This is a genomic window from Micromonospora sp. ZG13 (genome assembly GCF_059359355.1).
On the sequence record NZ_JCADBQ010000010.1, the window covers coordinates 175,278 to 199,574 of the forward strand.

Annotated in this window: 21 protein-coding genes; 13 read left to right on the top strand and 8 right to left on the bottom strand. The window is 73.0% G+C overall.

The annotated features are described in order from the left end of the window. Positions 1-86 precede the first annotated feature (86 nt). A complete protein-coding gene (locus AC5L34_RS21005) occupies positions 87-884 on the bottom strand; it encodes a YwiC-like family protein (protein WP_494826566.1) in 798 nt (265 codons plus the stop codon). Then, on the bottom strand, positions 881-1,273 hold the full coding sequence (locus AC5L34_RS21010; protein ID WP_231926077.1) for a cupin domain-containing protein: 393 nt from the start codon (positions 1,271-1,273) through the stop codon (positions 881-883). The genes AC5L34_RS21005 and AC5L34_RS21010 overlap by 4 nt, the downstream gene beginning before the upstream one ends. 275 nt (positions 1,274-1,548) lie before the next feature. Between AC5L34_RS21010 and AC5L34_RS21015 the strand changes: the two genes are divergently transcribed. Together AC5L34_RS21015 and AC5L34_RS21020 are read left to right on the top strand one after the other, a co-directional pair. Continuing rightward, entirely contained in the window at positions 1,549-2,865 is a 1,317-nt protein-coding gene (locus AC5L34_RS21015; RefSeq protein ID WP_494826568.1) for a D-alanyl-D-alanine carboxypeptidase family protein, read from the top strand. 127 nt (positions 2,866-2,992) lie between these two features. Further along, positions 2,993-3,814, top strand: coding sequence for a peptidylprolyl isomerase (locus tag AC5L34_RS21020; protein ID WP_494826570.1), 822 nt, complete (start codon positions 2,993-2,995; stop codon positions 3,812-3,814). A gap of 204 nt (positions 3,815-4,018) precedes the next feature. Here AC5L34_RS21020 and AC5L34_RS21025 read toward each other — a convergent pair whose 3' ends face one another. Further along, positions 4,019-5,041, bottom strand: coding sequence for a LacI family DNA-binding transcriptional regulator (locus AC5L34_RS21025; protein WP_441176685.1), 1,023 nt, complete (start codon positions 5,039-5,041; stop codon positions 4,019-4,021). A gap of 237 nt (positions 5,042-5,278) precedes the next feature. Here AC5L34_RS21025 and AC5L34_RS21030 point away from each other — a divergent pair, with 237 nt between their 5' ends. From AC5L34_RS21030 to AC5L34_RS21060, 7 genes are all read left to right on the top strand, one after another. Continuing rightward, entirely contained in the window at positions 5,279-6,577 is a 1,299-nt protein-coding gene (locus AC5L34_RS21030) for an ABC transporter substrate-binding protein (RefSeq protein WP_441176525.1), read from the top strand. Positions 6,578-6,585: 8 nt separating this feature from the next. Continuing rightward, positions 6,586-7,530 (top strand): carbohydrate ABC transporter permease, encoded by a 945-nt coding sequence (locus tag AC5L34_RS21035; protein ID WP_089000068.1) that lies wholly within the window; start codon positions 6,586-6,588, stop codon positions 7,528-7,530. Next, entirely contained in the window at positions 7,527-8,348 is an 822-nt protein-coding gene (locus AC5L34_RS21040; RefSeq protein WP_441176524.1) for a carbohydrate ABC transporter permease, read from the top strand. The genes AC5L34_RS21035 and AC5L34_RS21040 overlap by 4 nt, the downstream gene beginning before the upstream one ends. Continuing rightward, a complete protein-coding gene (locus AC5L34_RS21045; protein ID WP_494826573.1) occupies positions 8,345-10,723 on the top strand; it encodes a beta-xylosidase/alpha-l-arabinosidase in 2,379 nt (792 codons plus the stop codon). Before AC5L34_RS21040 ends, AC5L34_RS21045 begins: the two co-directional genes overlap by 4 nt. 3 nt (positions 10,724-10,726) lie before the next feature. After that, entirely contained in the window at positions 10,727-11,806 is a 1,080-nt protein-coding gene (locus AC5L34_RS21050) for an acetylxylan esterase (protein ID WP_494826575.1), read from the top strand. Further along, on the top strand, positions 11,734-12,657 hold the full coding sequence (locus AC5L34_RS21055) for a M15 family metallopeptidase (RefSeq protein WP_494826577.1): 924 nt from the start codon (positions 11,734-11,736) through the stop codon (positions 12,655-12,657). The genes AC5L34_RS21050 and AC5L34_RS21055 overlap by 73 nt, the downstream gene beginning before the upstream one ends. 213 nt (positions 12,658-12,870) lie before the next feature. Then, a complete protein-coding gene (locus tag AC5L34_RS21060; RefSeq protein ID WP_441176519.1) occupies positions 12,871-13,488 on the top strand; it encodes a hypothetical protein in 618 nt (205 codons plus the stop codon). A gap of 192 nt (positions 13,489-13,680) precedes the next feature. Here the strand turns inward: AC5L34_RS21060 and AC5L34_RS21065 are convergent, their stop codons facing one another. From AC5L34_RS21065 to AC5L34_RS21085, 5 genes are read right to left on the bottom strand one after another with little or no spacing between them, the layout of a single operon-like run. Further along, positions 13,681-14,808: an acyl-CoA dehydrogenase family protein gene (locus AC5L34_RS21065; RefSeq protein ID WP_441176684.1), complete on the bottom strand. Its 1,128-nt coding sequence runs from the start codon at positions 14,806-14,808 to the stop codon at positions 13,681-13,683. A 47-nt stretch (positions 14,809-14,855) separates the two neighbouring features. After that, the gene (locus tag AC5L34_RS21070) at positions 14,856-15,812 is read right to left on the bottom strand and encodes a hydroxyacid dehydrogenase (RefSeq protein ID WP_494826579.1); all 957 of its coding nucleotides are present in this window, start codon (positions 15,810-15,812) and stop codon (positions 14,856-14,858) included. A gap of 7 nt (positions 15,813-15,819) precedes the next feature. Next, complete coding sequence (locus tag AC5L34_RS21075; RefSeq protein WP_494826581.1) at positions 15,820-17,256, bottom strand: aldehyde dehydrogenase family protein; 1,437 nt, start codon at positions 17,254-17,256, stop codon at positions 15,820-15,822. Continuing rightward, positions 17,253-18,299 carry an ABC transporter ATP-binding protein gene (locus AC5L34_RS21080; protein ID WP_494826583.1) on the bottom strand — a complete coding sequence of 349 codons (1,047 nt, stop codon included), beginning with the start codon at positions 18,297-18,299 and terminating at the stop codon, positions 17,253-17,255. The genes AC5L34_RS21075 and AC5L34_RS21080 overlap by 4 nt, the downstream gene beginning before the upstream one ends. Next, positions 18,299-19,342 carry an ABC transporter ATP-binding protein gene (locus AC5L34_RS21085; RefSeq protein ID WP_441176516.1) on the bottom strand — a complete coding sequence of 348 codons (1,044 nt, stop codon included), beginning with the start codon at positions 19,340-19,342 and terminating at the stop codon, positions 18,299-18,301. Before AC5L34_RS21085 ends, AC5L34_RS21080 begins: the two co-directional genes overlap by 1 nt. Before the next feature lie 128 nt (positions 19,343-19,470). Between AC5L34_RS21085 and AC5L34_RS21090 the strand changes: the two genes are divergently transcribed. The 4 genes from AC5L34_RS21090 (at position 19,471) to AC5L34_RS21105 (ending at position 24,099) form a co-directional block, all read left to right on the top strand. Beyond that, on the top strand, positions 19,471-20,001 hold the full coding sequence (locus AC5L34_RS21090) for an Lrp/AsnC family transcriptional regulator (RefSeq protein WP_101410296.1): 531 nt from the start codon (positions 19,471-19,473) through the stop codon (positions 19,999-20,001). Positions 20,002-20,022: 21 nt separating this feature from the next. Further along, on the top strand, positions 20,023-20,970 hold the full coding sequence (gene nikB / locus AC5L34_RS21095; protein WP_250102417.1) for a nickel ABC transporter permease: 948 nt from the start codon (positions 20,023-20,025) through the stop codon (positions 20,968-20,970). Continuing rightward, positions 20,960-21,883 carry an ABC transporter permease gene (locus tag AC5L34_RS21100; RefSeq protein ID WP_441176514.1) on the top strand — a complete coding sequence of 308 codons (924 nt, stop codon included), beginning with the start codon at positions 20,960-20,962 and terminating at the stop codon, positions 21,881-21,883. Before nikB ends, AC5L34_RS21100 begins: the two co-directional genes overlap by 11 nt. Positions 21,884-21,963: 80 nt before the next feature. Next, positions 21,964-24,099, top strand: coding sequence for a thiamine pyrophosphate-dependent enzyme (locus AC5L34_RS21105; RefSeq protein ID WP_494826612.1), 2,136 nt, complete (start codon positions 21,964-21,966; stop codon positions 24,097-24,099). Positions 24,100-24,297: the final 198 nt, after the last annotated feature.

Here is a 24,297-nt window from a genome sequence, read left to right on the forward strand (position 1 = left end):
ACCGAACAGAGGTGCCCTGAAGGTATCTCGACGGCCGCCCGGTGGCCGCAGGGCCGGGCGGCCCGCGCCGGCGTCGCGCCGGCCGGTCAGAGCGCCACCGCGGCCAGCACCAGCAGGGCGCACGCCGTCTCGACCAGCCCCACCCGCACCGGAGCGACGCGGCGTCCGGTGAGCAGGACCGCCCGGGCGAGCAGCAGCGCGAAGACGACGGTGACCGGCACCGACGCCCAGAGCACCGCGGCGAGCGCGGCCACGGCGTGGTAGGCCCACGAAGCCCACCGGTACCGGACGCTGTCCCGCTCCCGGATCATCGTCTTGACGTACAGGACGGTGCCGACCAGGTAACCCAGCGCCACGACCGTCACCCCGACCACGCGCGTCCACGGCACCTCGGCGACGGTGGCGACGACGAGACCGAGCAACCCGCACTGGAGCACGAAGGCGAGGTCGTTGACGAACGCCCGGTCCCGGCGCCGGCGGGCGTGGCCGGCGTTGACGGCGGCGAGGGCCGCGTAGAGGGGCGCGTAGGCGAGCGACGCGGGCCGGGCCACCAGCACCGGCGCGGCCAGCGCGACCGTGGCGAGGCCGTATCCGAGGAGCTGCGGGCGTACGCGGCGGAACCGCCCGGTCTTGACCGCCTGCAACCCGAAGTACGACAGCGGGTACGCCGCGAGCGCGGCGCCGAGCAGGGGCAGGTGCAGCGGGTGCGGACCGGTGACGGTCAGCGCCGCCAGGACGGGCAGCAGCAGCATCGCCCACGCGCCGTGCTGCGGCGGCATCCACCCCGGCGACCTGCCCCGGCCCGGCGCGTGGCCGGTGGCGCCGACCGTGGTCCGCCCGGCCGGGCCGGCGGCCGGGCGGCGGTGGGCCGGGACGGTGGTCACGGCCGCGGCGTCACGGTGAGCAGGACGGCGGCGTCCGTGACGGCGTGCAGCGCGTGCCGCAGCGGCGGGATGACCACGAGGTCGCCGGCGTCGCCCTCCCAGGCCTCGTCCCCGGCCACCAGGCGTACCCGCCCCGCGAGCACCTGCAACGTCGCCTCGCCCGGGCTGTCGTGCTCGTCGAGGGAGCGGCCACCGCGCAGGGCCAGCAGGGTCTGCCGCAGCCGGCGGTCCCGCCCGTGGTGCAGGGAACGGGCACTGCGTCCGCTGTCGGCCTCCCGCGCGGCGGCGAGCTGCTCGTCGGCGAGGCGGGTCAGCGAGAGGGCTTCCATGGTCGTCCCTTCGTCGGTGTCGTCCGGGCCGCGCGGCGGGCCGCCGGTACGGCGGATCATCGCGCAAACCGGAAGATCGTCTACCGTTTTCAGTCCCCAGCTTCCGTCGCGGTGCCGCCCGGCGGGCAGGGCCGATGGTCCCGAAGTCGCCGTGGCCCGCGCCGCCACCGTCGGCGGCGTGCGCCGGCGGGCCTCCGGGCGCCGGCGACACACCCGTGGCCACCCGGTCGGCGAGCTGGGCGACGTCGCGGCCGCGGACCACGAAGCCCGTCCCGCCCTCCCGGGCCTGGGGAACCCGGCCCGGACCGCGAACCGGGCCGACTAGGGTGCGGGGCATGAAGGTTCGGCTGCTGGCGGCCACGGCGACCGCCGTCCTCCTCGGCACCGGCGTGCCCGTTCCCGCGGCGGCCGGTCCCGCCGCGCCGGCCGCGCCCGCCCTGGTGCCGGTGGCATCCGCTTCCGTACCGGCGACTCCCGGTGCCGCCGCGTCCGGTGTGGCCGCGCCCACGCCCGGCGTCGTCCCGCCCGCGCCCTGCCCGAAGGCGCCCGCGCCCCGGGTGTCCCGGCCACCCCGTCCGTCGCCGCCGCCGGCCGTGCCGAGTGAGCGGACCGTCGGCGGCCCGGCGCTGGACACCGCCGGCCTGGTCGTCCCGCCGGGGGCCGCGCGCCCGCCGGCGGTCACCGCGATCTCGTGGCTGGTCGCCGACCTGGACACCGGCGAGGTGCTGGGCGGTTGCGGGCCGCACGAGTACGGCACCCCGGCCAGCGTGCAGAAGCTGCTGCTGGCGGCCACCATGCTGCCCCGGCTCGACCCACGGCAGGTCGTCACCGTCACCGACGGGGACATGGACATCGAACCCGGCTCCTCGGCCGTCGGGCTGGTCGCCGGCGGGCGCTACCGGGTCGAGACCGTCTGGCTCGGGCTGCTGCTCCAGTCCGGCAACGAGGCGGCGAACGTGCTGGCCCGCCTCGGCGGCGGGGCGGACGGGATGGCCGGCGGCGTACGGGCGATGAACGAGGAGGCGCACCGCCTCGGCGCCCTCCAGACCCACGCGGTGACCCCGTCCGGCCTCGACGGGCGGGGCCAGTTCACCAGCGCGTACGACCTGGCGCTGATCGCCCGGGCCTGCTTCGCCGACCCGACGTTCCGCCGGTACGCGCTGACCGAGACGCACCGCATCCCCGCCCAGCCGGCGCAGCGCACCAAGGGTTTCGAGATCCAGAACGAGAACCAGCTCATCTACCGCTACCCGGGCGCGCTCGGCGGCAAGACCGGCTTCACCGACCTGGCCCGGCACACCTACGTCGGGGCTGCCCAGCGGAACGGGCGGCGGCTGGTGGTGACCCTGCTCGGCGCCGATCCGCAGCCCGCGCGGGGCTGGGAGCAGGGGGCCGCCCTGCTCGACTGGGGCTTCTCGCTGCCGCGGGGCTCCGCCGTCGGCCGGCTGGTCGAGCCGGGGGAGCTGACCGCCTCGGCGGCCGCCCCGCCGCCCGCGCTCGCCGCCACCGGTGATCCGCGCCCGGCCGCGGCCAGCGGCCCACTCGAGGACGGGCTGATCGCGCGCTGGCCCGTGGCCGTGGCCGTGGCGACGGCCGTCGCGCTGCTGGGGGCGGCCCTGCTGTGGCGTCGCCGCACGGGGCGGCGCCGTTAGCGGCAGGGCTCCTCCGCGCGGTCGGGGTCGCCCGGTCGACCCGGCCCGAGGCGTCGCGGATCGACAACCGACGACGGGGTCCATAGACTCCGGTCTTTCTGGCGCCATCAGTGCAGGGAGGATCCCCGTGTCGAGCGAACCCCGACCGCAGACCGTCGCGCCGCCCATCGCGGCACGCCGTCGACCGGCCCGTACGCTGTCCCGCCTCGCCGGGGTGGCCCTGGTCGTGGGGGCGCTGGTGACCGGTGGCGGCGCCGCCGCGCTCGCCGCGCCCGGCGGGTCCCCGGCCGACGCCGCCGGCGGTCCCCGGGTGACCCCCGGCCCGTGCGCCTACACCGAGACGCCCGAGGACCCGGCCGCCCGGCCGGTCCCGCTGCCGCCCGACCCGAGGCGCACCCCCGACCTGGGCACCGTGCGGGTCACGCTGCGGACCAACCAGGGGCCGATCGGGCTGACCCTCGACCGGGAGACCGCCCCCTGCACGGTGCAGAGCTTCCTGCACCTGGTGCGCCACCGCTTCTACGACCGGACCTCCTGCCACCGGCTCACGGCGTACCCGACGCTGCGGGTGCTCCAGTGCGGTGACCCGTCCGGCACCGGCTCCGGCGGGCCGGGCTACCGCTACGCCGACGAACTGCCCACCGACCTGCCGCCGGCGCCGACCGATCCGACCGGCGTGCGCCGGCTCTACGCGCGGGGCACGCTCGCCATGGCCAACGCGGGCCCCGACACCAACGGCAGCCAGTTCTTCCTGGTCCAGGCGGACTCGGCGTTGCGCCCCAACTACACGGTCTTCGGCTCGATCGACGCCGCCGGCCTGGCCACCCTCGACCGGATCGCCGCCGGCGGGATCGCCCCCACCGTCGAGGATCCCGCGCCGGTCGACGGCGCACCCGCCCTGCCGGTCGACATCCGGCGCGCGGTCCGGCACCACCACCAGCACCGCTGAACCTCCCCGCCCGCCGTCGACGGCGCCCCGGGCATCGCAGATCCGTTCGACCCCGCCGCCCGTGGCGCTGTTGCCGGAACCTCCGGCCGGCCCCGGGCGGCCGGGGAGCGGCAGGCCGTGCCGGACCTCCGGGTGCTCCGGGCCGGCGGGGGTGATCGGAACTTCCGGAACGCTACCGGGAGCGCCGTCGAGGGGTGGGGAGCCTCACGGCAGCCGGGGTGGGGCCGTGCTGTCGCGGACGACCAGGTTGGTGGCGAGTTCCACCCGGGGGGAGTCGATGCTCTCGCCCTGCGCCAGCCGCAGCACGGTGCGGGCGGCCAGCCGGCCCATCTCCACCAGCGGTTGCCGGACGGTGGTCAGCGGCGGTGAGGCCCAGCGGGCCTCGGGCAGGTCGTCGAAGCCCACGACGCTGACGTCGTCGGGGATCCGCAGCCCGCGCCGCCGGACGGCCTCGTAGACGCCGAAGGCCATCTGGTCGCTGGCGGCGAAGATGGCCGTCGGCGGGTCTTCGAGGTCGAGCAGCGCCGTACCGGCGGCGAAGCCCGAGGCGTGGTAGAAGTCGCCCGGGTGCACCAGCCGGTCCTCCACCGGCACCCCGGCCGCCTCCAGCCCGGCGCGGTGCCCGTCCAGGCGGGCCCGGCTGCACAGCAGGTGCGTCGGTCCGGCGACGAAGCCGATCCGCCGGTGCCCGAGCGACAGCAGGTGCTCGGTGGCGGCGAGCCCGCCCGCCCAGTTGGTGGCCCCGACGGTGGGCACGTCCGTGGCGGGCACGCCGGCCGGGTCGACGACGACCACGGGCACGTTGAGCCGGCGCAGCTGCGCGTGCAGCGGCGGGCTCAGGTGCGAGGTCACGAAGATGACGCCGTCGGTGGCGCGGGCCCGCAGGTTCTGCAACCACTGCCGGGCGGCGGTCGACTGGCGGTGTATCGCGGAGACCACCGTGCCGACGCCCGCGCCGTGCCCCACGTCCTCGACCCCCCGGATGATCTCCACCGCCCAGGGGCTGTCCAGGTCGTTGAAGACCAGGTCGACCAGGCCGGCGTGGCTGACCGTGCGGCTGCCCCGGCGTTGGTAGCCGTGGTGGCGTAGCAGCTCCTCCACGCGCTCGCGGGTGTCGGGCGCCACGTCCGAGCGCCCGTTGAGCACCCGCGACACGGTCGGCACCGAGACCCCGGCCTCCCGCGCGATAGCGGTGATGGTGATCCTGCGCCCGTCGTCGCCGTCCACCCGCGTCTCCTTCACCGGTCGGAAGGCCGACCGTACCCGTCACCACCGGAAAACGTCCGGAACGGCGGGGCCGCTCCACCGGCCCATCTTGCCCCACGATCGGGGGTTGACGACACGGCAGGTCGGTTCTAGCGTTCGGACGAGTTACGGAAGTATTCCGGAAACTTGTCGGACACCTTTCGGTCGTCGCGCCGGCGGCGACGTCCCCCACCACACCCCCACCACGAGAGGTCGATCATGACTGTACGTACGCGGCTCGCCCGCGTCGTCGCGCTCGGCGCCGCCCTGGCGCTGGCGCTGCCACTGACCGCCTGCGGCGACGGTGACTCGGCCGCCGGCCAGGACGAGATCCGCATCCTGGTGTACGGCGACGCCACCAACAAGGTCGAGAAGCAGCTCGTCGACACGTTCAACAAGACGTCGAAGGTCAAGGCGGTGCTGGACACCATTCCCGGCGCCGACTACCAGACCAAGCTCCAGACGATCATCAACACCAAGCAGGCGCCGGACGTCTTCTTCAACTGGGGCGGCGGCAGCATCACCCCGTTCGTCAAGGCCGACCTGCTGCTGCCGCTCGACGACATGATCGCCAAGGACCCGGGGCTGAAGGCCAACTTCCTGCCCTCGGTCTTCAACACCGCCGTGGTCGACGGCAAGGCGTACGGGGTGCCGATGCGCGGCACCCAGCCGGTGCTGCTGTTCCACAACAAGAAGGTCCTCGCCGACGCCGGCATCACCCCGCCGAAGACGTGGGACGACCTGTTGGCGGCCGTGAAGACCCTCAAGGGCAAGGGGATCACCCCGATCGCCCTCGGCGGCGGCGACCAGTGGCCCACCCAGATGTGGTACCAGTACCTCTACGACCGGGTGGCCGGCCCCGAGCTGTTCGCCAAGGCGCTCGGCGGCGACAAGAGCGCCTGGGAGAGCCCGGAGAGCCGCCGCGCCCTGGAGCTGCTGCGGCAGCTGACCGACGCCGGGGCGTTCGGCACCAACTTCGACTCGGTCAAGTTCACCGACGGCGGCTCTCCGGCGCTGCTGTCCAGCGGCAAGGCCGGCTTCGAACTGATGGGCTCCTGGAACTACTCGACCCACAACGACGCCAACCCGACCTTCGCCGCCGAGGGCCTCGGCTGGAGCGCCTTCCCGAGCGTCCCGGGCGGCAAGGGCGACCCGCGCAACGTGGTCGGCAACACCAACAACTTCTACTCCGTGCTGAAGAAGACCCGGCACCCGGAGGCGGTGGCCGAGTTCCTCAAGCTCCAGTACTCCGACGAGTTCGTCCAGGCGCAGCTCGCCATCGGCAACCTGCCCACCACCACCAACACCGAGAAGTTCCTCGACGGCGCCACCAACCCCGACTACCTGAAGTACCAGTTCACCCTGGTCAAGGAGGCCCCGAGCTTCCAGCTCTCCTGGGACCAGGCGTACCCGCCGGCCGCGACCACGACCATCCACCAGGCGGTGCAGCAGTACTGCAACGGCCGGATGGACGCCGCCGGCTTCATCAAGGCCATGCAGTCCCTCCAGGCGGGCTGAGCGCGACCATGTCCACCACCACCCTCGCCGCCCCCACCGTGACGGAGCAGCGACGGGCCCGACGACGCCCGGGCGGCGGCCCCACCCTCAGCCGCCCGGGCTTCGCCTGGGCCCTGCCCGCGACCCTGTTCTTCGGGCTCTTCGCGCTCGCCCCGCTGGTCCTCGTGGTCGTGCTCAGCTTCACCAGCTGGGCCGGCCTCGGCTCGCCGGAGTTCGTCGGGCTGGACAACTGGCAGCGGCTGGCCCGCGACCCCGTCATGATCAACAGCCTCTGGTTGAGCGTCCTGCTCACCGCCCTCGGCGTGCTGGTGCAGACCCCGCTGAGCCTGCTGATCGGCGTGTGGGCGGCCGGGCCGCAGCGCAACCGGGCCGTGCTGTCCGCCATCTTCTTCCTCCCGCTGCTGCTGTCGGCGACCGCCGTCTCGGTGCTGTGGCGGGCGCTGCTCGACCCGAACTTCGGCGTGCCGGGCCAGGCCCCGTGGCTGTTCGGCGACGGCAACCTCTTCGGCAGCCGCACGGGCGCGATCGCCGTGCTGGTCTTCGTCAGCAGCTGGCAGTTCATCCCGTTCCACGCGCTGATCTACCAGGGCGCGGCCCGCGCCGTGCCGGCGGTGCTCTACCAGGCCGCCGAGGTCGACGGGGCCAGCCGGTGGGGGCAGTTCCGCCACGTCACCCTGCCGCAACTGCGCAACGCCATGATCACCTCGGTGGTGCTCATGGTCGTCGGCGGGCTGACCACCTTCGACACCGTGCTGATCCTCACCCAGGGCGGGCCGGGCACCGACACCACCATCACCGCCTACCACATGTACGAGCAGGCGTTCCGCAGCTTCGACTTCGGCGCCGGCGCGGCCATCGCCCTGCTGCTCGTCGTCGTCGCCACCGTCATCTCGCTGATCGTGGTCCGGGTCTCCGGCTACGACAGGATGCGCTCCACGATGGAGGGTCTGTGAAGCGGCACCGTCCCAACTGGCTCGCCGGCATCGGCGCCGTGGCCTGGCTGCTCCTGGTCGGCCTGCCGATCTACGTCATGCTGGCGATCACCGTGCAGACCCGCGAGGGGTACGGCCGCAACGGCCCGATCGCCCTGCCCGACACCTTCACCCTGGACAACTACACCGGCGCCTTCGACGAGGGCTTCGGCCGCTACCTGTTCAACACCCTGGTGGTGACGGCGAGCGTGGTGGCCATCGTGCTGCTGCTCGTGCCACCGCTGGCGTACGCCATCGTGCGCAGCCGCAGCCGGCTCACCTCCGGCGTGTTCCGGCTGTTCCTGCTGGGCCTGGCGATCCCCGCGCAGGCGGTCATCGTGCCGATCTTCTACCTGATCAGCAAGGCCGGGCTCTACGACAACCTCGTCGGCGTCATCCTGCCCACCGCCGCCTTCTCGCTGCCGGTGTGCGCGCTGATCCTCAGCGGCGTCATGCGCGACATCACCCCCGACCTGTACGAGGCGATGGCCATCGACGGCGCCGGCCCCGCCCGGGTGTTCCGCCAGCTGGTGCTGCCGCTGTCGCGCGGCGGGATCGCCACGATCGCGGTCTTCTCCGCCCTGCAGGCGTGGAACGGCTTCCTCTTCCCGCTGATCCTCACCCAGTCCGACTCCACCAAGGTGATCACCCTCGGCCTCTACAACTTCCAGACGCAGTACGGGATCAACATTCCCGGCCTGCTCGCCGCGGTCGTGCTGTCGATGGTGCCCGTCCTGCTCGTCTATCTGTTCGCCCGGCGGGCCCTGGTGCAGGGGCTGATGGGCGTCGGAGGAAAGTGACCGACAACGTGACCCTCGACATCGCCCCCGGCACCGCGACCTGGACCGACCCGACCCTCGACCTCGCGACCCGCGTCGACGCCCTGGTCGCCGCGATGACCCTGCCGGAGAAGGTGGCCCAGCTCTATGGCGTCTGGGTCGGCGCCGCCGCCGACGGGGGAGAGGTCGCGCCGTACCAGCACGACATGGAGGAAGCGGTCGACCTGGACGACCTGCTGGACGCCGGCCTCGGCCAGCTCACCCGCCCGTTCGGCACCGCGCCCGTCGACCCCGCGCTCGGCGCGCTGTCGCTGCTGCGGACCCAGCAGCGCGTCGCCGCCGCCAACCGGTTCGGCATTCCGGCCATGGCGCACGAGGAGTGCCTGGCCGGCTTCGCCGCCTGGGGCGCGACCGCGTACCCCGTGCCGCTGTCCTGGGGCGCCACCTTCGACCCGGAGCTGATCGGGCGGATGGCCGCCGCCATCGGCGCCGACCTGCGCCGCGTCGGCGTGCACCAGGGGCTGGCGCCGGTTCTCGACGTGGTGCGCGACGCGCGCTGGGGGCGGGTGGAGGAGACCATCGGGGAGGACCCCTACCTGGTGGGCACCATCGCCACCGCGTACGTTCGGGGGCTGGAGTCCGCTGGCGTGGTGGCGACGCTGAAGCACTTCGCCGGCTACTCCGCCTCCCGGGGCGGGCGCAACCTGGCGCCGGTGCCGATGGGCCCCCGCGAGCGCGCGGACGTGATCCTCCCGCCGTTCGAGATGGCGGTACGCGAGGGCGGCGCGCGGTCGGTGATGCACGCCTACACCGACACCGACGGGATGCCGTCGGCGGCCGACGAGCAGCTGCTGACCGGCCTGCTCCGCGAGGCCTGGGGCTTTTCGGGCACCGTGGTGGCCGACTACTTCGGCATCGCCTTCCTGCACACCCTGCACGGGGTGGCCGCCGGCTGGGCCGAGGCGGCGGCGGAGGCCCTGGCCGCCGGCGTGGACGTCGAGCTGCCGACCGTGAAGACCTTCGGGGAGCCGCTGCGCGAGGCGCTCGCGGCCGGTGCGGTGCCGGAGGCGCTGATCGACCGGGCGGTCCGCCGGGTGCTGACGCAGAAGGCACAGCTGGGCCTCCTCGACGCCGACTGGAGCCCGGTGCCGGCCGCGCTGGCCGGCGCCGACCTGTCCGACCCGGACGCGCTGCGCGGCACCGTCGACCTGGACCCGCCGGCCAACCGGGCGCTGGCTCGCGAGGTCGCCGAGCGATCCGTGGTGCTGCTGGCCAACGACGGCATCCTGCCGCTCGACCGGCCGGCCCGCATCGCGCTGGTCGGCCCGCAGGCGGAGAGCCCCACGGCGGTGCTCGGCTGCTACTCGTTCCCGGCCCACGTCGGCTCCCGCCACCCCGAGGTGCCCGTCGGCATCGAGCTGCCCACCCTGGCGGCGGCGCTGCGCGCCGAGTTCGCGGGCAGCGTCGTGGACACCGTGCCCGGCGTCTCCGTCGACGGCGACGACACCGCCGGGGTGGCGGCGGCGGTCGAGGCGGCGCGGGGCGCGGACGTGGTGGTCGCCGCGCTCGGCGACCGGGCGGGCCTGTTCGGGCGGGGCACCAGCGGCGAGGGCTGCGACGCCGAGTCGCTGGCCCTGCCCGGGGCGCAGCAGCACCTGCTCGACGCGCTGCTGGACACCGGCACGCCCGTGGTGGTGACGCTGCTCGCCGGGCGCCCCTACGCGCTGGGCCGGGCGGTGACCGAGGCGGCGGCGATCGTTCAGTCGTTCTTCCCCGGCGAGGAGGGCACCCCGGCCATCGCCGGCGTGCTCGGCGGCCGGGTCGACCCGCAGGGGCGGCTGCCGGTCAGCGTGCCCCGCGGGCCGGGCGCGCAGCCGGCCACCTACCTGTCGGCGCGGCTGGGCCAGGCCAGCGACGTCTCCAACGTCGACCCGACGCCCGCGTACGGCTTCGGGCACGGCCTCGGCTACACCACGTTCGACTGGTCGGGCCTGGTGCTCGACGAGCCGGTCGCGGCGACCGACGGGGAGCTGCGGCTGCACTTCACGCTGCGCAACACCGGCTCCCGGTGGGGCAGCGAGGTGGTGCAGGTGTACGCCCACGACCCGGTGGCCTCGGTGGTCCAGCCCGTGCAGCGCCTCGTCGGCTACCTGCGGGTGCCGCTGGAGGCGGGCGCGGCCTGCCGGATCGACCTGGCGGTGCCGGCCGACCTGTTCTCGTTCACGGGGCGCGACGGACGGCGCGTGGTCGAGCCGGGCGAGCTGGAGCTGCGGCTGGCGGCGTCCAGCACCGACCACCGGCTCGTGGCGGCGGTCGCGCTGCGTGGTCCGGCCCGGCACGTCGACCACACCCGGCGGCTGCACCCCCGCTTCGCCGTCACGCCGTCGGCCGGCTGAGCGGTGGCCCTCACCGACCTGCCCGAGGAGCAGTTGCGGGCGTACCGGGGTCAGGTGTCGGAGCCGGCGGACTTCGACCGGTTCTGGGCGGACACGATCGCCGAGGCGCGCGAGTGCGGCTGGCCGGTGCGCGTCGAGCCGGTGCCCACCGGGCTGAGCACGATCGACGTGCACGACGTGACCTTCCCCGGGTTCGCCGGGCAGCCGGTGCGGGCCTGGCTGCGGCTGCCGCGCGGCGTCGAGCCGCCGCTGCCCACCGTCGTGCAGTACGCCGGCTACGGCGGCGGCCGGGGCCACCCGCTGGAGAACCTGCTCTGGGCCTCGGCCGGCTTCGCACACCTGCAGATGGACACCCGGGGGCAGGGGGCGGGCTGGGCCCGGGGGGACACCCCGGATCCGGCCGCCGCCGGCCCCGAGGCGCCGGGGGTGCTCACCCGGGGCGTGACGGACCCCCGCACGTACTACTACCGGCGGTTCCTCACCGACGCGGTGCGGGCGGTGGACGCGGCCCGGACCCTGCCGGCGGTCGATCCGGCGCGGGTCGCGGTCCTCGGGCACAGCCAGGGCGGGGCGGCGGCGCTGGCCGTGGCGGCGCTGCGGCCCGACCTGCGGGCCGTCGTGGCGGGCGTGCCCTTCCTGTGCGACATCCCGCGCGCGATCACGGTCACCGACGCGTACCCCTACCGGGAGGTCCGTGACTTCCTGGCGATCCACCGGCACGCCGAGGAGCGGGTGCTGGCCACCCTGGCCTACGTCGACGGGGTCAACTTCGCCCGCCGGTGCCACCTGCCGGGCCGCTTCTCCGTCGCGCTGATGGACGAGATCGTGCCGCCGTCGACCGTCTTCGCCGCCGTCAACGCCTGGCGGGGGCCGACGGAGGTGTCGGTCTGGCGGTACAACGGTCACGAGGCCGGCGGGATCGACGACGACGAGGCGGCCGTGCGCTTCCTGCGCGTACACCTGTCGCCGGACCGGGCGCCCGACGGCCCGCAGCCTGATAGACAGGGGGCGTGGCCAGCCCAGCGCGGATCCGCCGGCGAACCGCGACCGCCCGTGGGCGGGCCGTCGCGGCGGCCGTCGTGATCGTGGCGCTCGCGCCCGGCTGCACCCGGCCCGCGCCGTCGCCGTCGCCGTCCGCCGCGCCGCCACCGGCCGCCTCACCGACGCCGCCACCGTCCGCCCCGCCATCGTCCGCTCCGCGGACGTCGGCGTCGGCGGTCACGCCGCGCGGGCCGGGCCTCGTCGTCCTCACCGACGTCGACCCGCGCATCCGCACCGACATCCGGTACGCGGGCGCGCACAACTTCGTCGGACGCCCGGTCGCCGGCTATGCCGAACCCCTCTGCCTGCTCAGCCGCCCGGCCGCCGAGGCGCTGCGCCGGGTGCAGGACGCCGCGCTGGCCCGGGGCCGCAGCCTGAAGGTGTACGACTGCTACCGCCCCCGGCGGGCCGCCGACGACTTCGTCGAGTGGGCCGGGCAGCCCGGGGAGCAGCGGATGAAGGCCGAGTTCTATCCCCGGGTGGCCAAGTCCGAGCTGTTCGACGAGGGCTACATCGGCGCCCCCACCGCCCACAGCCGGGGCAGCACGCTCGACCTGACCCTGGTCGACGTGCCGACCCCCACCCAGCCCCCGTACGCCCCGGGCCAGCCCCTGGTCTCCTGCACCGCCCCGAAGGGCCAGCGGTTCGCCGACAACGGCGTCGACATGGGCACCGGCTTCGACTGCTTCGACCCGCTCGCGCACACCGACTCGCCGCAGGTCACCGGCGTGGCCCGGGACAACCGGCGGCTGCTGCGGCAGCTCATGACCGACGGGGGCTTCGTCAACTACGACCGCGAGTGGTGGCACTACCGCTACCGCGACGAACCCTGGCCGGACACCTACTTCGACGTGCCCGTGGCCCGCTCCTCGGCCGAGCCGGCGGGCGGCTAGGGTCCCGCCCCGTCACACGCGGCGCCGTCCGGACTCCGTTCAAACGCCGCCGCACCGCCTGTCCCGCCGTCAGAGACAGGTCGACCGGCACTACGCCAAGATTCGAGTCCTCGACGAACTACGGTGACGTCGCATAGACGTTGTTCGAAGCTTTTCCTGATATTGTCCCTGCCGTGCGGGCAAGACCCCTCTATCCCTAATCAGGAGACAGACTTGATCAGGCATCCGCTTTCGCTGGTCGCAGCCGCTGTCCTCGGCCTTTCCGCCGTGGCCGCACCCGCGCAGGCCGCCCCGGCACCGGCCCACGTGGTGGCGCAATCCGACCTCGGCGTCCAGGTCGCCCCCACCGGCTGCACGACGTGGGTGCAGTGGGTGCAGGAGGGCGGCAACAGCTACTACTACGGTCGGGGCAACGTGCAGTGCGCCACCGGCCGCTACAAGGTCAAGCTTCAGTGCCGCAACCTGCAGACGGGCGTGGGCTACGTCATCTACGGTGGCTATGCGGTGAACGCGCCGGGCACGGCCACCGCCACCTGCTACAGCGGTAACGTCGCCGAGGGCGTGTACCCCGTCGAGGACCCACTGCCCACGGCCGGCGTCACCGGTTGCGTCTCTTGGGCGGAGTGGGTCCACCAGGGGAGCAACCACTACTACGGCCGTGGTACCGCCCAGTGCGACACCGGCACCTACCGGGTCCAGATCCAGTGCCGCAACGCGCAGACAGGCCAGCGATACGTGGTCTACGGCCCGGTGGTCACCGCCCCCAGCATCTCCACCACCACCTGCTACCAGGGCAATGTCGCGGACGTCGTGTCGGGCGTGCCGGCGTGACGGCTGCCGTGGTCGCGCCGCACCACGCCGACTACGGTCTGTTTCATAAACGGCGACAGTGGTTCATCAGCCTCACGCGCCTTCCACGGGGTCTCCGGTAGGTGGTTCAACGACCAGGAAGAACCCGTACCGGAGACCTCGTGGCCACCCATCGCCGGCGACGAGGCGACACGAGGTGCCTGCGCGCCCCGCTCACTTGAAGGCGGCGTGACCCGTCAGCACCTGCCCGATGATCAGCTGATGCACCTCGGACGTGCCCTCGTAGGTGAGCACGGACTCGAGGTTGGCCGAGTGCCGAATGACCGGGTAGTCGAGGGTGATCCCGGCCGCGCCGAGGATCGCGCGGCACTCGCGGGCGATGGCGATGGACTCCCGCACGCTGTTGAGCTTGCCCAGGCTGATCTGCCGGTGGTCGAGCGTGCCGGCGTCCTTCAGCGCACCGATCTGCAACGCCAGCAGCATTCCCTTGCCCAACTCCAGCCCCATGTCGGCGAGCTTGAGCTGGGTGGCCTGGTACGCGGCCAGCGGCTTGTCGAAGATCTGCCGGCTGCGGGCGTACGCGATCGTCGTCTCCAGGCAGTCGTGGGCCGCGCCCAGCGCCCCGAACACGATGCCGAAGCGGGCCTCGTTGAGGCACGTCAGCGGCCCGGACAGGCCGGCGGCCTCCGGCAGCATCGCGTCGGCGGGCAGCCGCACGTCGTCGAGGACGAGTTCCGAGGTGACCGAGGCGCGCAGGGAGAGCTTGCGGGTGATCTCGGGGGCAGTGAAGCCGGGGGTGCCGGCGGGGACGAGGAAGCCGCGTACGCCCTCGTCGGTGCGGGCCCACACCACGGCGACGTCCGCGACGGAGCCGTTCGTGATCCACATCTTGGTGCCGTTGAGCACCCAGTCGTCCCCGTCGCGGCGGGCCCTGGTGCGCATCCCGGCCGGGTCGGAGCCGAAGTCCGGTTCGGTCAGGCCGAAGCAGCCGATCGCCTCGCCGGCGGCCATCCGGGGCAGCCACTGCTGCTTCTGCTCCTCGGAGCCGAAGCGCCAGATGGCGTACATGGCGAGCGATCCCTGCACCGAGACCAGGGAGCGCAGCCCCGAGTCGCCCGCCTCCAGTTCGAAGCAGGCCAGCCCGTACGCGACGGCGGAGGTGCCGGCGCAGCCGTAGCCGCTCAGGTGCATGCCGAGCACGCCGAGTTCGCCGAGTTCGCGGGCCAGCTCCCGTACGGGCAGGCGGCCCTGCTCGTACCAGGTGGCGATCTCCGGTCGGATCCGCCGGTCGACGAAGCCGCGGACGGCGGCCTGGAGGTCCCGGGTGTCGTCGTCGATCAGGGCGTCGACGCCGAAGTACGCGAGCGCGGGCGAGGGGATGGACAGGGTCACGGTTGGTTTCCTCCCGGGGCTTGCAGGTGCGCGATCACGCTACGCGCGACGGCGACGGCCATCGCGTCCAGCGCGTCGTGGGTCATCGCCGCCATGTGCGGGGTGGCGAAGACCCTCCGATGGTGCAGGAGCGGATCGTCGGGGCGGGGCGGCTCGGGCGCGAAGACGTCGACCGCGTAGCCCCGCAGTCGCCCGGCGTCGAGCGCGGCGAGTACGGCCCCGCTGTCCACGACCCCGGCCCGCGCGGTGTTGACCAGCAGGGCGTCCGGCCGCATCCGGGCGAGCGCGGCGACGCCGATCAGGCCGGTCGTCTGCGGGGTCTGGGGCACGTGCAGGCTCACCACGTCGGCCTCGCGCAGCAGGTCGTCCAGCGCGACGAGGCGTACGCCCGGGGGCGGGGTGGCCGTCGCGACGTCGTACCCGATCACGTTCATGCCCAGGCCCTGCGCGCGGGCCGCGACGCCCCGGCCGATCGCGCCGAGCCCGACGAGGCCCAGCGTGCGGCCGGCCAGCATGGTCCCGGTGAGCCCGGCCGCGACGACCGCGGACGGCAGCGACCGGCCGGCCGGGAAGGCGCCCCGGGTCAACGACGCGGCGGCCGACGGCGCCTGCCGGGCGAGGGTGAGGGCGGCCAGGATGACGAACTCGGCGACCGATTCGGCGTTGGCGCCCGGCGTGCTGACCACCGGGATGCCCAGGCGGTCGGCGGCGGCGAGGTCGATGCCGTCCAGCCCGGCGCCGTGGCGGCCGACGACCCTGAGCCGGCGGCCCGCTTCGAGCATGTCGGCAGTCACCGGTGAGGAGCGCACCACGAGGGCGTCGGCGGTGGTCAGTGGCCCGGCGGCGAGTGTCGCCGGGTCGGTGGCGTGGGCGACGTGCACCTCGCCCGCCGCCCGCAGCAGCTCCATGCCGGGCGTGGCGATCGGCTCGGTGAGCAGGATCTTCGGTGTCATGGCGTCCTCACCAGCCGGTGTAGCAGGTCACCGGTACGGAGTAGAAGTCCCGCGCGTAGCCGCCCTGCTCCCGGGGGCCGTGGTTGGAGGCGCCGGTGCCGCCGAAGGGCAGGTGCAGCTCGGTCCCGGCGGTGGGCAGGTTGACCGAGACGATGCCGGCGCGGGCGTCGCGTTTGAACCGTTCGGCCGCCGACAGCGACGTGGTCACGATGCCGGCGGAGAGCCCGTAGTCGGTGTCGCCGGCGACGCTGATCGCCTCGTCGAGGTCGTCGACCTCGATCACGCAGGAGACCGGGCCGAAGATCTCCTCCCGGGCCAACCGCATGTCGTTGCGTGCGCCCGCGAAGAGGGTGGGCCGCATGAACTGCCCCTCGTCCGGGTGGTGCGTCCCGCCGGCCACCACCCTCGCGCCCTCGTCGCGCCCGATCCGGACGTAGTCGAGGTTCTGGGCGAGCTGTTCGGGGCTCACCACCGGGCCCAGCTCGCTTTGGGGGTCGAGTGGGTCGCCGACCCGTAGCGCGCCGGCCGCCGCGGCCAGCGCGTCGACGAACCGGTCGTGGATGCCCGCCTGCACGATCAGCCGGCTCGACGCCGTACAGCGCTGGCCGGTGCTGAAGAAGCTGCCGTCCAGGGCGCAGCGCACCGCGACCTCCAGATCGGCGTCGTCGAGCACGACGAGGGGGTTCTTGCCACCCATCTCCAGCTGGAACCGCTTGTTGCCGTGCGCGAGGCACTGCCGTGCCACGTGGCCGCCGGTGCCGGTGCCTCCGGTGAAGGAGACGCCGTCGATCCCGGTCGAGGTCAGCAGCTCCTCGCCGACGACCCGCCCGGCGCCCATGACGAGGTTGAACACGCCGGGCGGCAGCGCGGATCCGGCGATGATCCGGGCGAGTTCCCCGGCCGAGGCGGTGACCAGTTCGGCGGGTTTGAGCACGACCGCGTTGCCGTAGGCGAGCGCGGGCGCGACCTTCCAGGCCGGGATGGCGAGGGGGTAGTTCCAGGGTGTGATGATCCCGACCACGCCCAGCGGGCGGCGCCGGACCTCGGCGTGGACGCCGGGGCGGGTGGAGGAGTAGACCTCGCCCTGCGGTTGCAGCAGTTGGTGGGCGTAGTAGCGGAAGGTCTGGCCGGCGCGGGTGACCTCTCCGCGCGCCTCGCTGAGCAGCTTGCCCTCCTCCCGCGAGAGCAGGACCGCGAGTTCCTCGGTGCGGCGCAGGATGGTGGTGCCGATGTCGTCCAGGACGGCCATGCGGGACCCGACGGGTTGGCTGGCCCAGCCGGGCTGCGCACGGCGGGCGGCTTCGATCGCCGCGCGGGCGGTGTCCCGGTCGGCCACGGCGTACTCGCTGACGACTTCGCCGGGGCGGGCGGGGTTGCCGTTGGACCGGCGTTCCCCGTCGACCCACTCGCCGTCGACGAGATTGAGATGCACGGTCACGCTCATCGGCCACCGGCCGCGGCGGCGAGGGTCTGGTCCATCGGGCCGGGCTCCTCGGGGAAGTGGCAGGCGACCTGGTGGCCGCTGCCGGCTGCCGTCGTGAGCACCGGCTCCTGCACCGCGCAGATCTCCTGCGCCTTCCAGCACCGGGTGCGGAAGCGGCATCCGCTGGGTGGGCTGAGCGGGCTCGGCACGTCTCCGGTGAGGATCACGCGCTGGCGCTCGGTCTCGACCAGCGGATCGGGGATCGGCACCGCCGACAACAGTGCCTTGGTGTAGGGATGCTGCGGCCTGCGGTACATGTCCTCGCACTCGCCCACCTCGACGACGGTGCCGAGGTACATCACGGCGATGCGGTCGCAGAGGTGCCGCACGACGGCCAGGTCGTGGGCGATGAACATCATCGTCAGACCCAGCTCCTCCTGCAGTTGTTCGAGCAGGTTGACGATCTGGGCCTGGACCGAGACGTCGAGCGCGGAGACCGGCTCGTCGGCGACGATGAAGTCCGGGTTGCTGACCAGCGCCCGCGCGATGCCCACCCGTTGTCGCTGGCCGCCGGAGAACTCGTGCGGATAGCGGTCGCGCCACTGCTCGCTGAGCCCGACCAGCTGCATGGTGTCCACCGCCTTGGCCCGCCGCCCGGCGGCGGAGAGGTCCGCGTGCACGAGCAGCGGCTCCTCGATGAGTTCGCCGATGGTCATGCGCGGGTTCAGCGACGCGTACGGGTCCTGGAAGATCATCTGCATCCGCCGGCGCATCGCCCGCATCCGGCCCCGGCTCAGGGTGGTCAGCTCGGTGCCGTCGAAGGTCACCGTTCCGCTGGTGGGTTTGAGGAGCTGGAGGATGGCCCGCCCGGTGGTGGACTTGCCGCAGCCGGACTCACCAACCACTCCGATGATCTCGCCCCGCCGGACGTCGAGGTCCACCCCGGACACGGCGCGCAGGCGGGCCGGACGCAGCTTGCCACGCGCGGGCACCTTGAAGTCGACCGCCAGGTCGCGCACCCGCAGCAGGGCGTGCTCGGAAGCGGCGACAGGGGATTCGGTCATCAGCTCTCCTCTGTCGAGAGATAGGGGTGCCGGTCCTGGGTGGAGAGCCAGCCGCCCTCGCTTTCCGGTCGCATGCCCCAGCAGCGGGTCAGCTGGCCCCGGTCCGGCTTCTCCCACGTGGTGATGAGGTCGGGTGCGTCTCCCTGGCACGTCTCCCGGACGTGCGCGCAGCGGGGCGCGAACCGGCAGCCGGGGGGCATCTCCGACAGCTCCGGCGGGCGCCCGGCGATCGGGCGCAGCTTGCCGCCACGGACGAGGTCCAGCCGGGGCACCGACCCCAGCAGCCCCCACGTGTAGGGCATCTGCGGACGGTGGAACAGGTCGACCGTCTCGGCCCGCTCCACGATCTGCCCGGCGTACATCACGTTGACCCGTTCCGCCATGCCGGCCACCACCCCGAGGTCGTGGGTGATGAGCAGGACGGCGGTCCGGGTCTCCCGGGCCAGTTCCCGTAGCAGTTCCAGGATCTGCGCCTGGATGGTCACGTCGAGTGCGGTGGTGATCTCGTCGGCGAGAATCAGCCGGGGCTGGCAGGAGAGGGCCATCGCGATCATCACGCGTTGCCGCATGCCACCGGAGAGTTGGTGCGGATAGGAACTCAGCCGGGTCTCCGCGGCCGGGATGCGCACCATCTCCAGCAGTTCGACGGCTCGCGTACGCGCAGCCCTGCGGCTGAGTCCAAGGTGCAGCTCCAGGGTCTCGGTGAGTTGCTTCCCCACGGTCAGCACCGGGTTCAGTGAGGTCATCGGGTCCTGGAAGATCATCGAGATGCCCTTGCCGCGGACGGCCCGCAGCTCGCGAGGGCGCAGGCGCACCAGGTCCCGTCCTTCGAAGAGGACCTGTCCGCCGGTCACCTGTCCGGCCGGCGGCACGATCAGGCCCATGATGGACTGCGCGGTGGCCGACTTTCCGCAGCCGGACTCGCCCACCAGTGCCACCGTCTCGCCGGCGTCGACGGTGAACGAGACCCCGTCGACCGCCGTCACCGAACCCCGTGCCGCACGGAATTCGGTACGCAGGTCCCGCACCTCCAACAAGGCCATCGAACCCACCCCGCAGTCTGGACGCTTGAACGTCGCCATTCGTCAACCAGGAGTGTTGCACAGACGATGTTCGTCGTCTAGGCTCCCGGCAGCGACGAATACCGCCACCCAGTGAAGTTGGAGCAACGTTGGCATCCAAGAGCTCGATCGAAAAAGATCGCAGCATCATCCGGGAACTCGTCCAGGACCCGCGACAGACGAACGTGGCGCTGGCCGCCAAGGTCGGTCTGTCGGAAGGGTCGGTCCGACGACGGATGGAAAGGTTGATCGCGGACGGGCAGTTGCAGTTCGCCGCGATTCCCAGCGCCGCGTTCATGGGGCGTCCGGTGCACACACTCTTCGAGATCCAGAGTGCGCCGGGCAGCACCGAACAGCTCATCGACAAGCTTGCGGGCATGCCCGAGATCGCGTACGTCTACCACGTGACCGGGCAGTTCGACGTCATCGCCGTCGGCTACTTCGCCTCCAGCAACGCCATGCGCCGGTTCTGGACGGAGCGGCTGGGCCACCTCGACGGGGTGATGGAGAGCCGCTCGGTGATGGTGCTGCGGGTCGCCAAGCGTGCGCACGAGTGGGCCCGCGACATCGCTGTCACCGGCGACGAGGAGTCCGCCTGGGACGCGAGCTCGGATCCTGGCGCGCCCGGTTCTGAAGTCTGACCAGACCGAAAGAGGCAAGACATGCTGCGCATCACGCTGATCCGCCTTGTATCGGTTATTCCGGTCCTGTTCGGGATCTCGGTGATCTCGTTCCTGGTGATCCGCATGATCCCCGGCGACGTGATCAGCTCGATCATGGGGCAGGACTTCGGCGACCCCGCGATCGAGGCGGAGATGCGCCGCTACTTCGGGCTGGACATGCCCGTGTACGAACAGTTCGTGCGGTGGTTGGGCGCCCTCCTGCAGGGCGACCTCGGCACCTCGATGCGCACCGGTCAGCCGGTGCTCGAAGAGATCATGCAGCGCTTCCCGTCCACGCTGTTGCTGGCCGTCTCGGCGCTGCTGGTCTCGATCCTCATCTCGATCCCGCTCGGTGTGCTCAGCGCCACCAAGCGCAACGGCCTGCTCGACGCCAGCACCCGGGTCGCGTCGCTGATCGGGCTGTCGCTGCCGAACTTCTGGCTCGGCATCCTGTTGGTGTACATCTTCTCGGTCTCGCTGGGCTGGCTGCCGTCACAGGGCGCCGGGGAGGGCGAGGGCTTCCTGGGCAGCCTGAAGTACCTCGTCCTCCCCTCGGTCACCCTCGGCGCCAGTCTCGCGGCGATCAGCATGCGGATGACCCGGTCCAGCATGCTGGAGGTGCTCAACCAGGACTACGTCCGCACCGCCCGCGCCAAGGGGCTGGGCGAACGCGGGGTCATGGTCCGGCACGCCCTGCGCAACTCGCTCATCCCGGTGGTGACCGTGCTGGGCATCCAGGCCGGGGCGTTGCTGGGCGGCACGGTCATCGTGGAACAGGTCTTCGCCTGGCCGGGGCTCGGCACCATGGTCATCCGTGGGATCAGCCAGCGTGACTACCCCGTCGTCCAGGGGACCCTGCTCTTCCTGGCCTTCTTCTACGTCGTGGTCAACCTCCTCGTCGACCTGCTCTACACCTACCTGGATCCGAGGTTGCGCAGTGGTCACTGAAGTCGTTCCCGGCCCCCGCCAACGTCCCGGCAAGCAGCAGGAGGGCGCCTCCCTGAAGTCTGTCGGGCGTCGTGGCGGGCACCTGCTGAGGTTGCTGACGCGTGACAAGGTCGGCCTGGTCGGGCTGGTCATCGTGGTGCTGATGATGGCGGCCGCCGCGTTGGCCCCGCTGATCTCCCCGTACGACCCGACCGCGATGTCCGACCAGCGGCTCGCCCCGCCCGGGGGCGATTTCCCGCTCGGCGCCGACGAGGCCGGGCGCGACCTGCTCAGCCGGGCGCTCTACGGCGCGCGCACCTCGTTGACGGTGAGCCTGATCGTGGTGACCTGCGCCGGGGCCATCGGCGTCCTGCTGGGGCTGCTCGCCGGCTTCTACCGGGGCGTACTCGACGCGATCATCACCCCGGCGACCGACATCATGTTCTCCTTCCCCACCCTGCTGCTGGCCCTCGCGGTCGTGGCCGCCCGCGGGCCGGGCACGGAGAACCTCGTCCTGGCCCTGGTCATCGTCTTCATCCCCAGCTTCGCCCGGATCGTGCGCGGCACCGCGATGTCGGTGCGCCGGGAGCCGTACGTGGAGTCGGGCCAGGCGGTCGGGCTGAGCAACACCCGGCTCATCCTCAAGTACATCCTGCCCAACTCGGTCGCCCCGATCGCGGTGCAGTTCACCACGAGCATCGCCTACGCGATCCTGATCGAGGCGTCCCTGGGCTACCTCGGGCTCGGCGTGCAGCCGCCCCAACCGTCCTGGGGCTCGATGCTCTCGAACGGCAAGTCCTTCATGGAGATGTCGATCTGGCCGTCGGTCGTACCAGGGGTCTGCATCATGATCGCCGTTCTCGGTTTCAACCTCCTGGGCGACACCCTTCGCGACGTTCTGGACCCGCGGCTGCGGGGCCGTTCCAGTCGCTGACCCGCAAGGAGCACAACCGCGTGGAATCCATCGACGAGCATCTGGTCCGCCGCCTCACCGAGTGGTCCGCGGGTCAGTCGCTGCCCGAGCAGACCTCCCCGGACGTCGACGTGGACCCCGGCCTGCTGCTGGACTACCTCGACGCCCAGATCCAGAGCCGGCACCTCGACCTCGCGCTGCGCTGGTTGCAGGCCCGGCAGGAGGGGTTCTACACGATCGGCTCCAGCGGGCACGAGAGCAACGCCGCCGTCGCGCTGGCGCTGCGCCCGACCGATCCCGCCCTGCTGCACTACCGTTCCGGCGGCTTCTACGCCGCGCGGGCCGGTCAGGTCGCCGGCTCCACGCCGATCGCGGACGTGCTGCACTCGGCGGCGGCGTCCCGGCAGGACCCGATCTCCGGTGGTCGGCACAAGGTCTTCGGCCACCGGGACCTGAACATCATCCCGCAGACGTCGACGATCGCCTCCCACCTGCCGCGGGCCATGGGCCTGGCGTTCGCGCTCGACCGGGGCGTCACCGACACCGGATACCCGGCCGACGCCGTGGTGGTGTGCAGCTTCGGCGACGCCTCTGCCAACCACTCCACGGCGGCGGGCGCCCTCAACGCGGTGGGCTACAGCGCCCACCAGGGCATCCCGGTACCGCTGCTGTTCGTCTGCGAGGACAACGGCATCGGCATCAGCACCCGCTCCCCGCGGGGCTGGGTGCGCCGGATGCTGTCGGCCCTGCCCGGCATCGACTACGCGTACGCCGACGGCACCGATCCCGCAGGCCTGCTGGCCACCGCGGCCGACGTGGCGCACCAGGTGCGTACCCGGCGCCGGCCCGCCGTGCTGCACCTGAGCACCGTACGGTTCATGGGCCACGCCGGTTCCGACGCCGAACTTGCCTACCGCGCCCGCGCGGAGATCCTCGCCGACCACGCCCGCGATCCGATCCTGGCGACCGCGGCCCTGCTCGCGCGGCGCGGGATACTCAGCCCGGCCGAGACCCTCGACCGCTACGAGCACTCCCGCAAGCGGGTGATGGAGCAGGCCGAGCTGATGCTGGGCCGGGTCGGGCGACTGGACGACCCGGCGGCGGTGACCGCACCGTTGACCGCCCGGCGGGTGGACCGGGTCGGCGCCGCCGCGCGCCGTGCCGGTGCCGGACGGGAGAGGGCGTTCGGCGGCAGACCCCCCGAGTCCCGCGGCCCGCTCACCCTGGCCCAGTCGATCAACGCCGCCCTGCACGACGCGCTGCTGACCTGGCCGCAGGCTCAGGTCTTCGGCGAGGACGTGGCGCGCAAGGGTGGCGTCTACGGCGTCACCCGGGGGCTGCGGAAGGTCTTCGGGGCCAGCCGGGTCTTCGACACCCTCCTCGACGAACAGACCATCCTCGGGGTGGCGCTCGGCGGGGCCCTGGCCGGCACGCTGCCGATCCCGGAGATCCAGTACCTGGCCTACCTGCACAACGCGGAGGACCAGCTGCGCGGTGAGGCCGCGTCGCTGCGTTTCTTCTCCGACGGGCAGTACTCCAACGGCATGGTGGTGCGGATCGCCGGCCTGGCCTACCAGAAGGGGTTCGGCGGGCACTTCCACAACGACAACTCGGTGGCGGTGCTGCGGGACATCCCCGGGCTGGCCTTCGCGGTCGCCGCACACCCGGCCACCGCTCCCGCCCTGCTGCGCCAGTGTCTCGCCCTGGCCGAGCAGGAGGGGCGGGTGTGTGTCTTCCTGGAGCCGATCGCGCTCTACCATCGGCGTGACCTGCACACCGACGGCGACGGCGGCTGGCTCGCCGACTATCCGGAGCCGGCCGACTGGGCGGCGACGGAGAACCCGCTCGGCCAGGTGCGGACGGTGTGCGAGGGCACGGACCTGGCGATGGTCACCTTCGGCAACGGCGTTCCGATGAGCCTGCGGGTGGCCGCGACGCTGGCCCGGGAACGACAGGTCAGCACCCGGGTCATCGACCTGCAGTGGCTGTCGCCGCTGCCGGCCGTGAGCCTGCGCGCCGCGCTCGCCGGGGTCTCGCGGGTGCTCGTCGTCGACGAGAGCCGCACCAGTGGTGGCGTCTCCGAGGCGGTGGTGGCCGCGCTGGTTGACCGCGGCTTCACCGGCCCGATCTCGCGCGTCAACAGCGTCGACAGCTACGTTCCCCTGGGCCCGGCCGCCGACCAGGTGCTGCTGGGCGAGGACGACGTGCTGGCGGCGGCCCGCTCGTTGCTCGGGTGATCCCCGGCAGGACCGCAGGACGCCGGCGGCCCACCCGATCGACCGGGTCGGCCGCCGGCGTGTCTGCGGGACGCGTACGGCGTGTCCGCCCTGTCGAGCTGAGTCGTTGACGACATCAGGCGCCGCGTCCCCCCGGACGCCGGGCGGCAGCGGCCGGGCACGACGTGAGGCGGCGGAGCATCCGTATCCAGGTGCTCC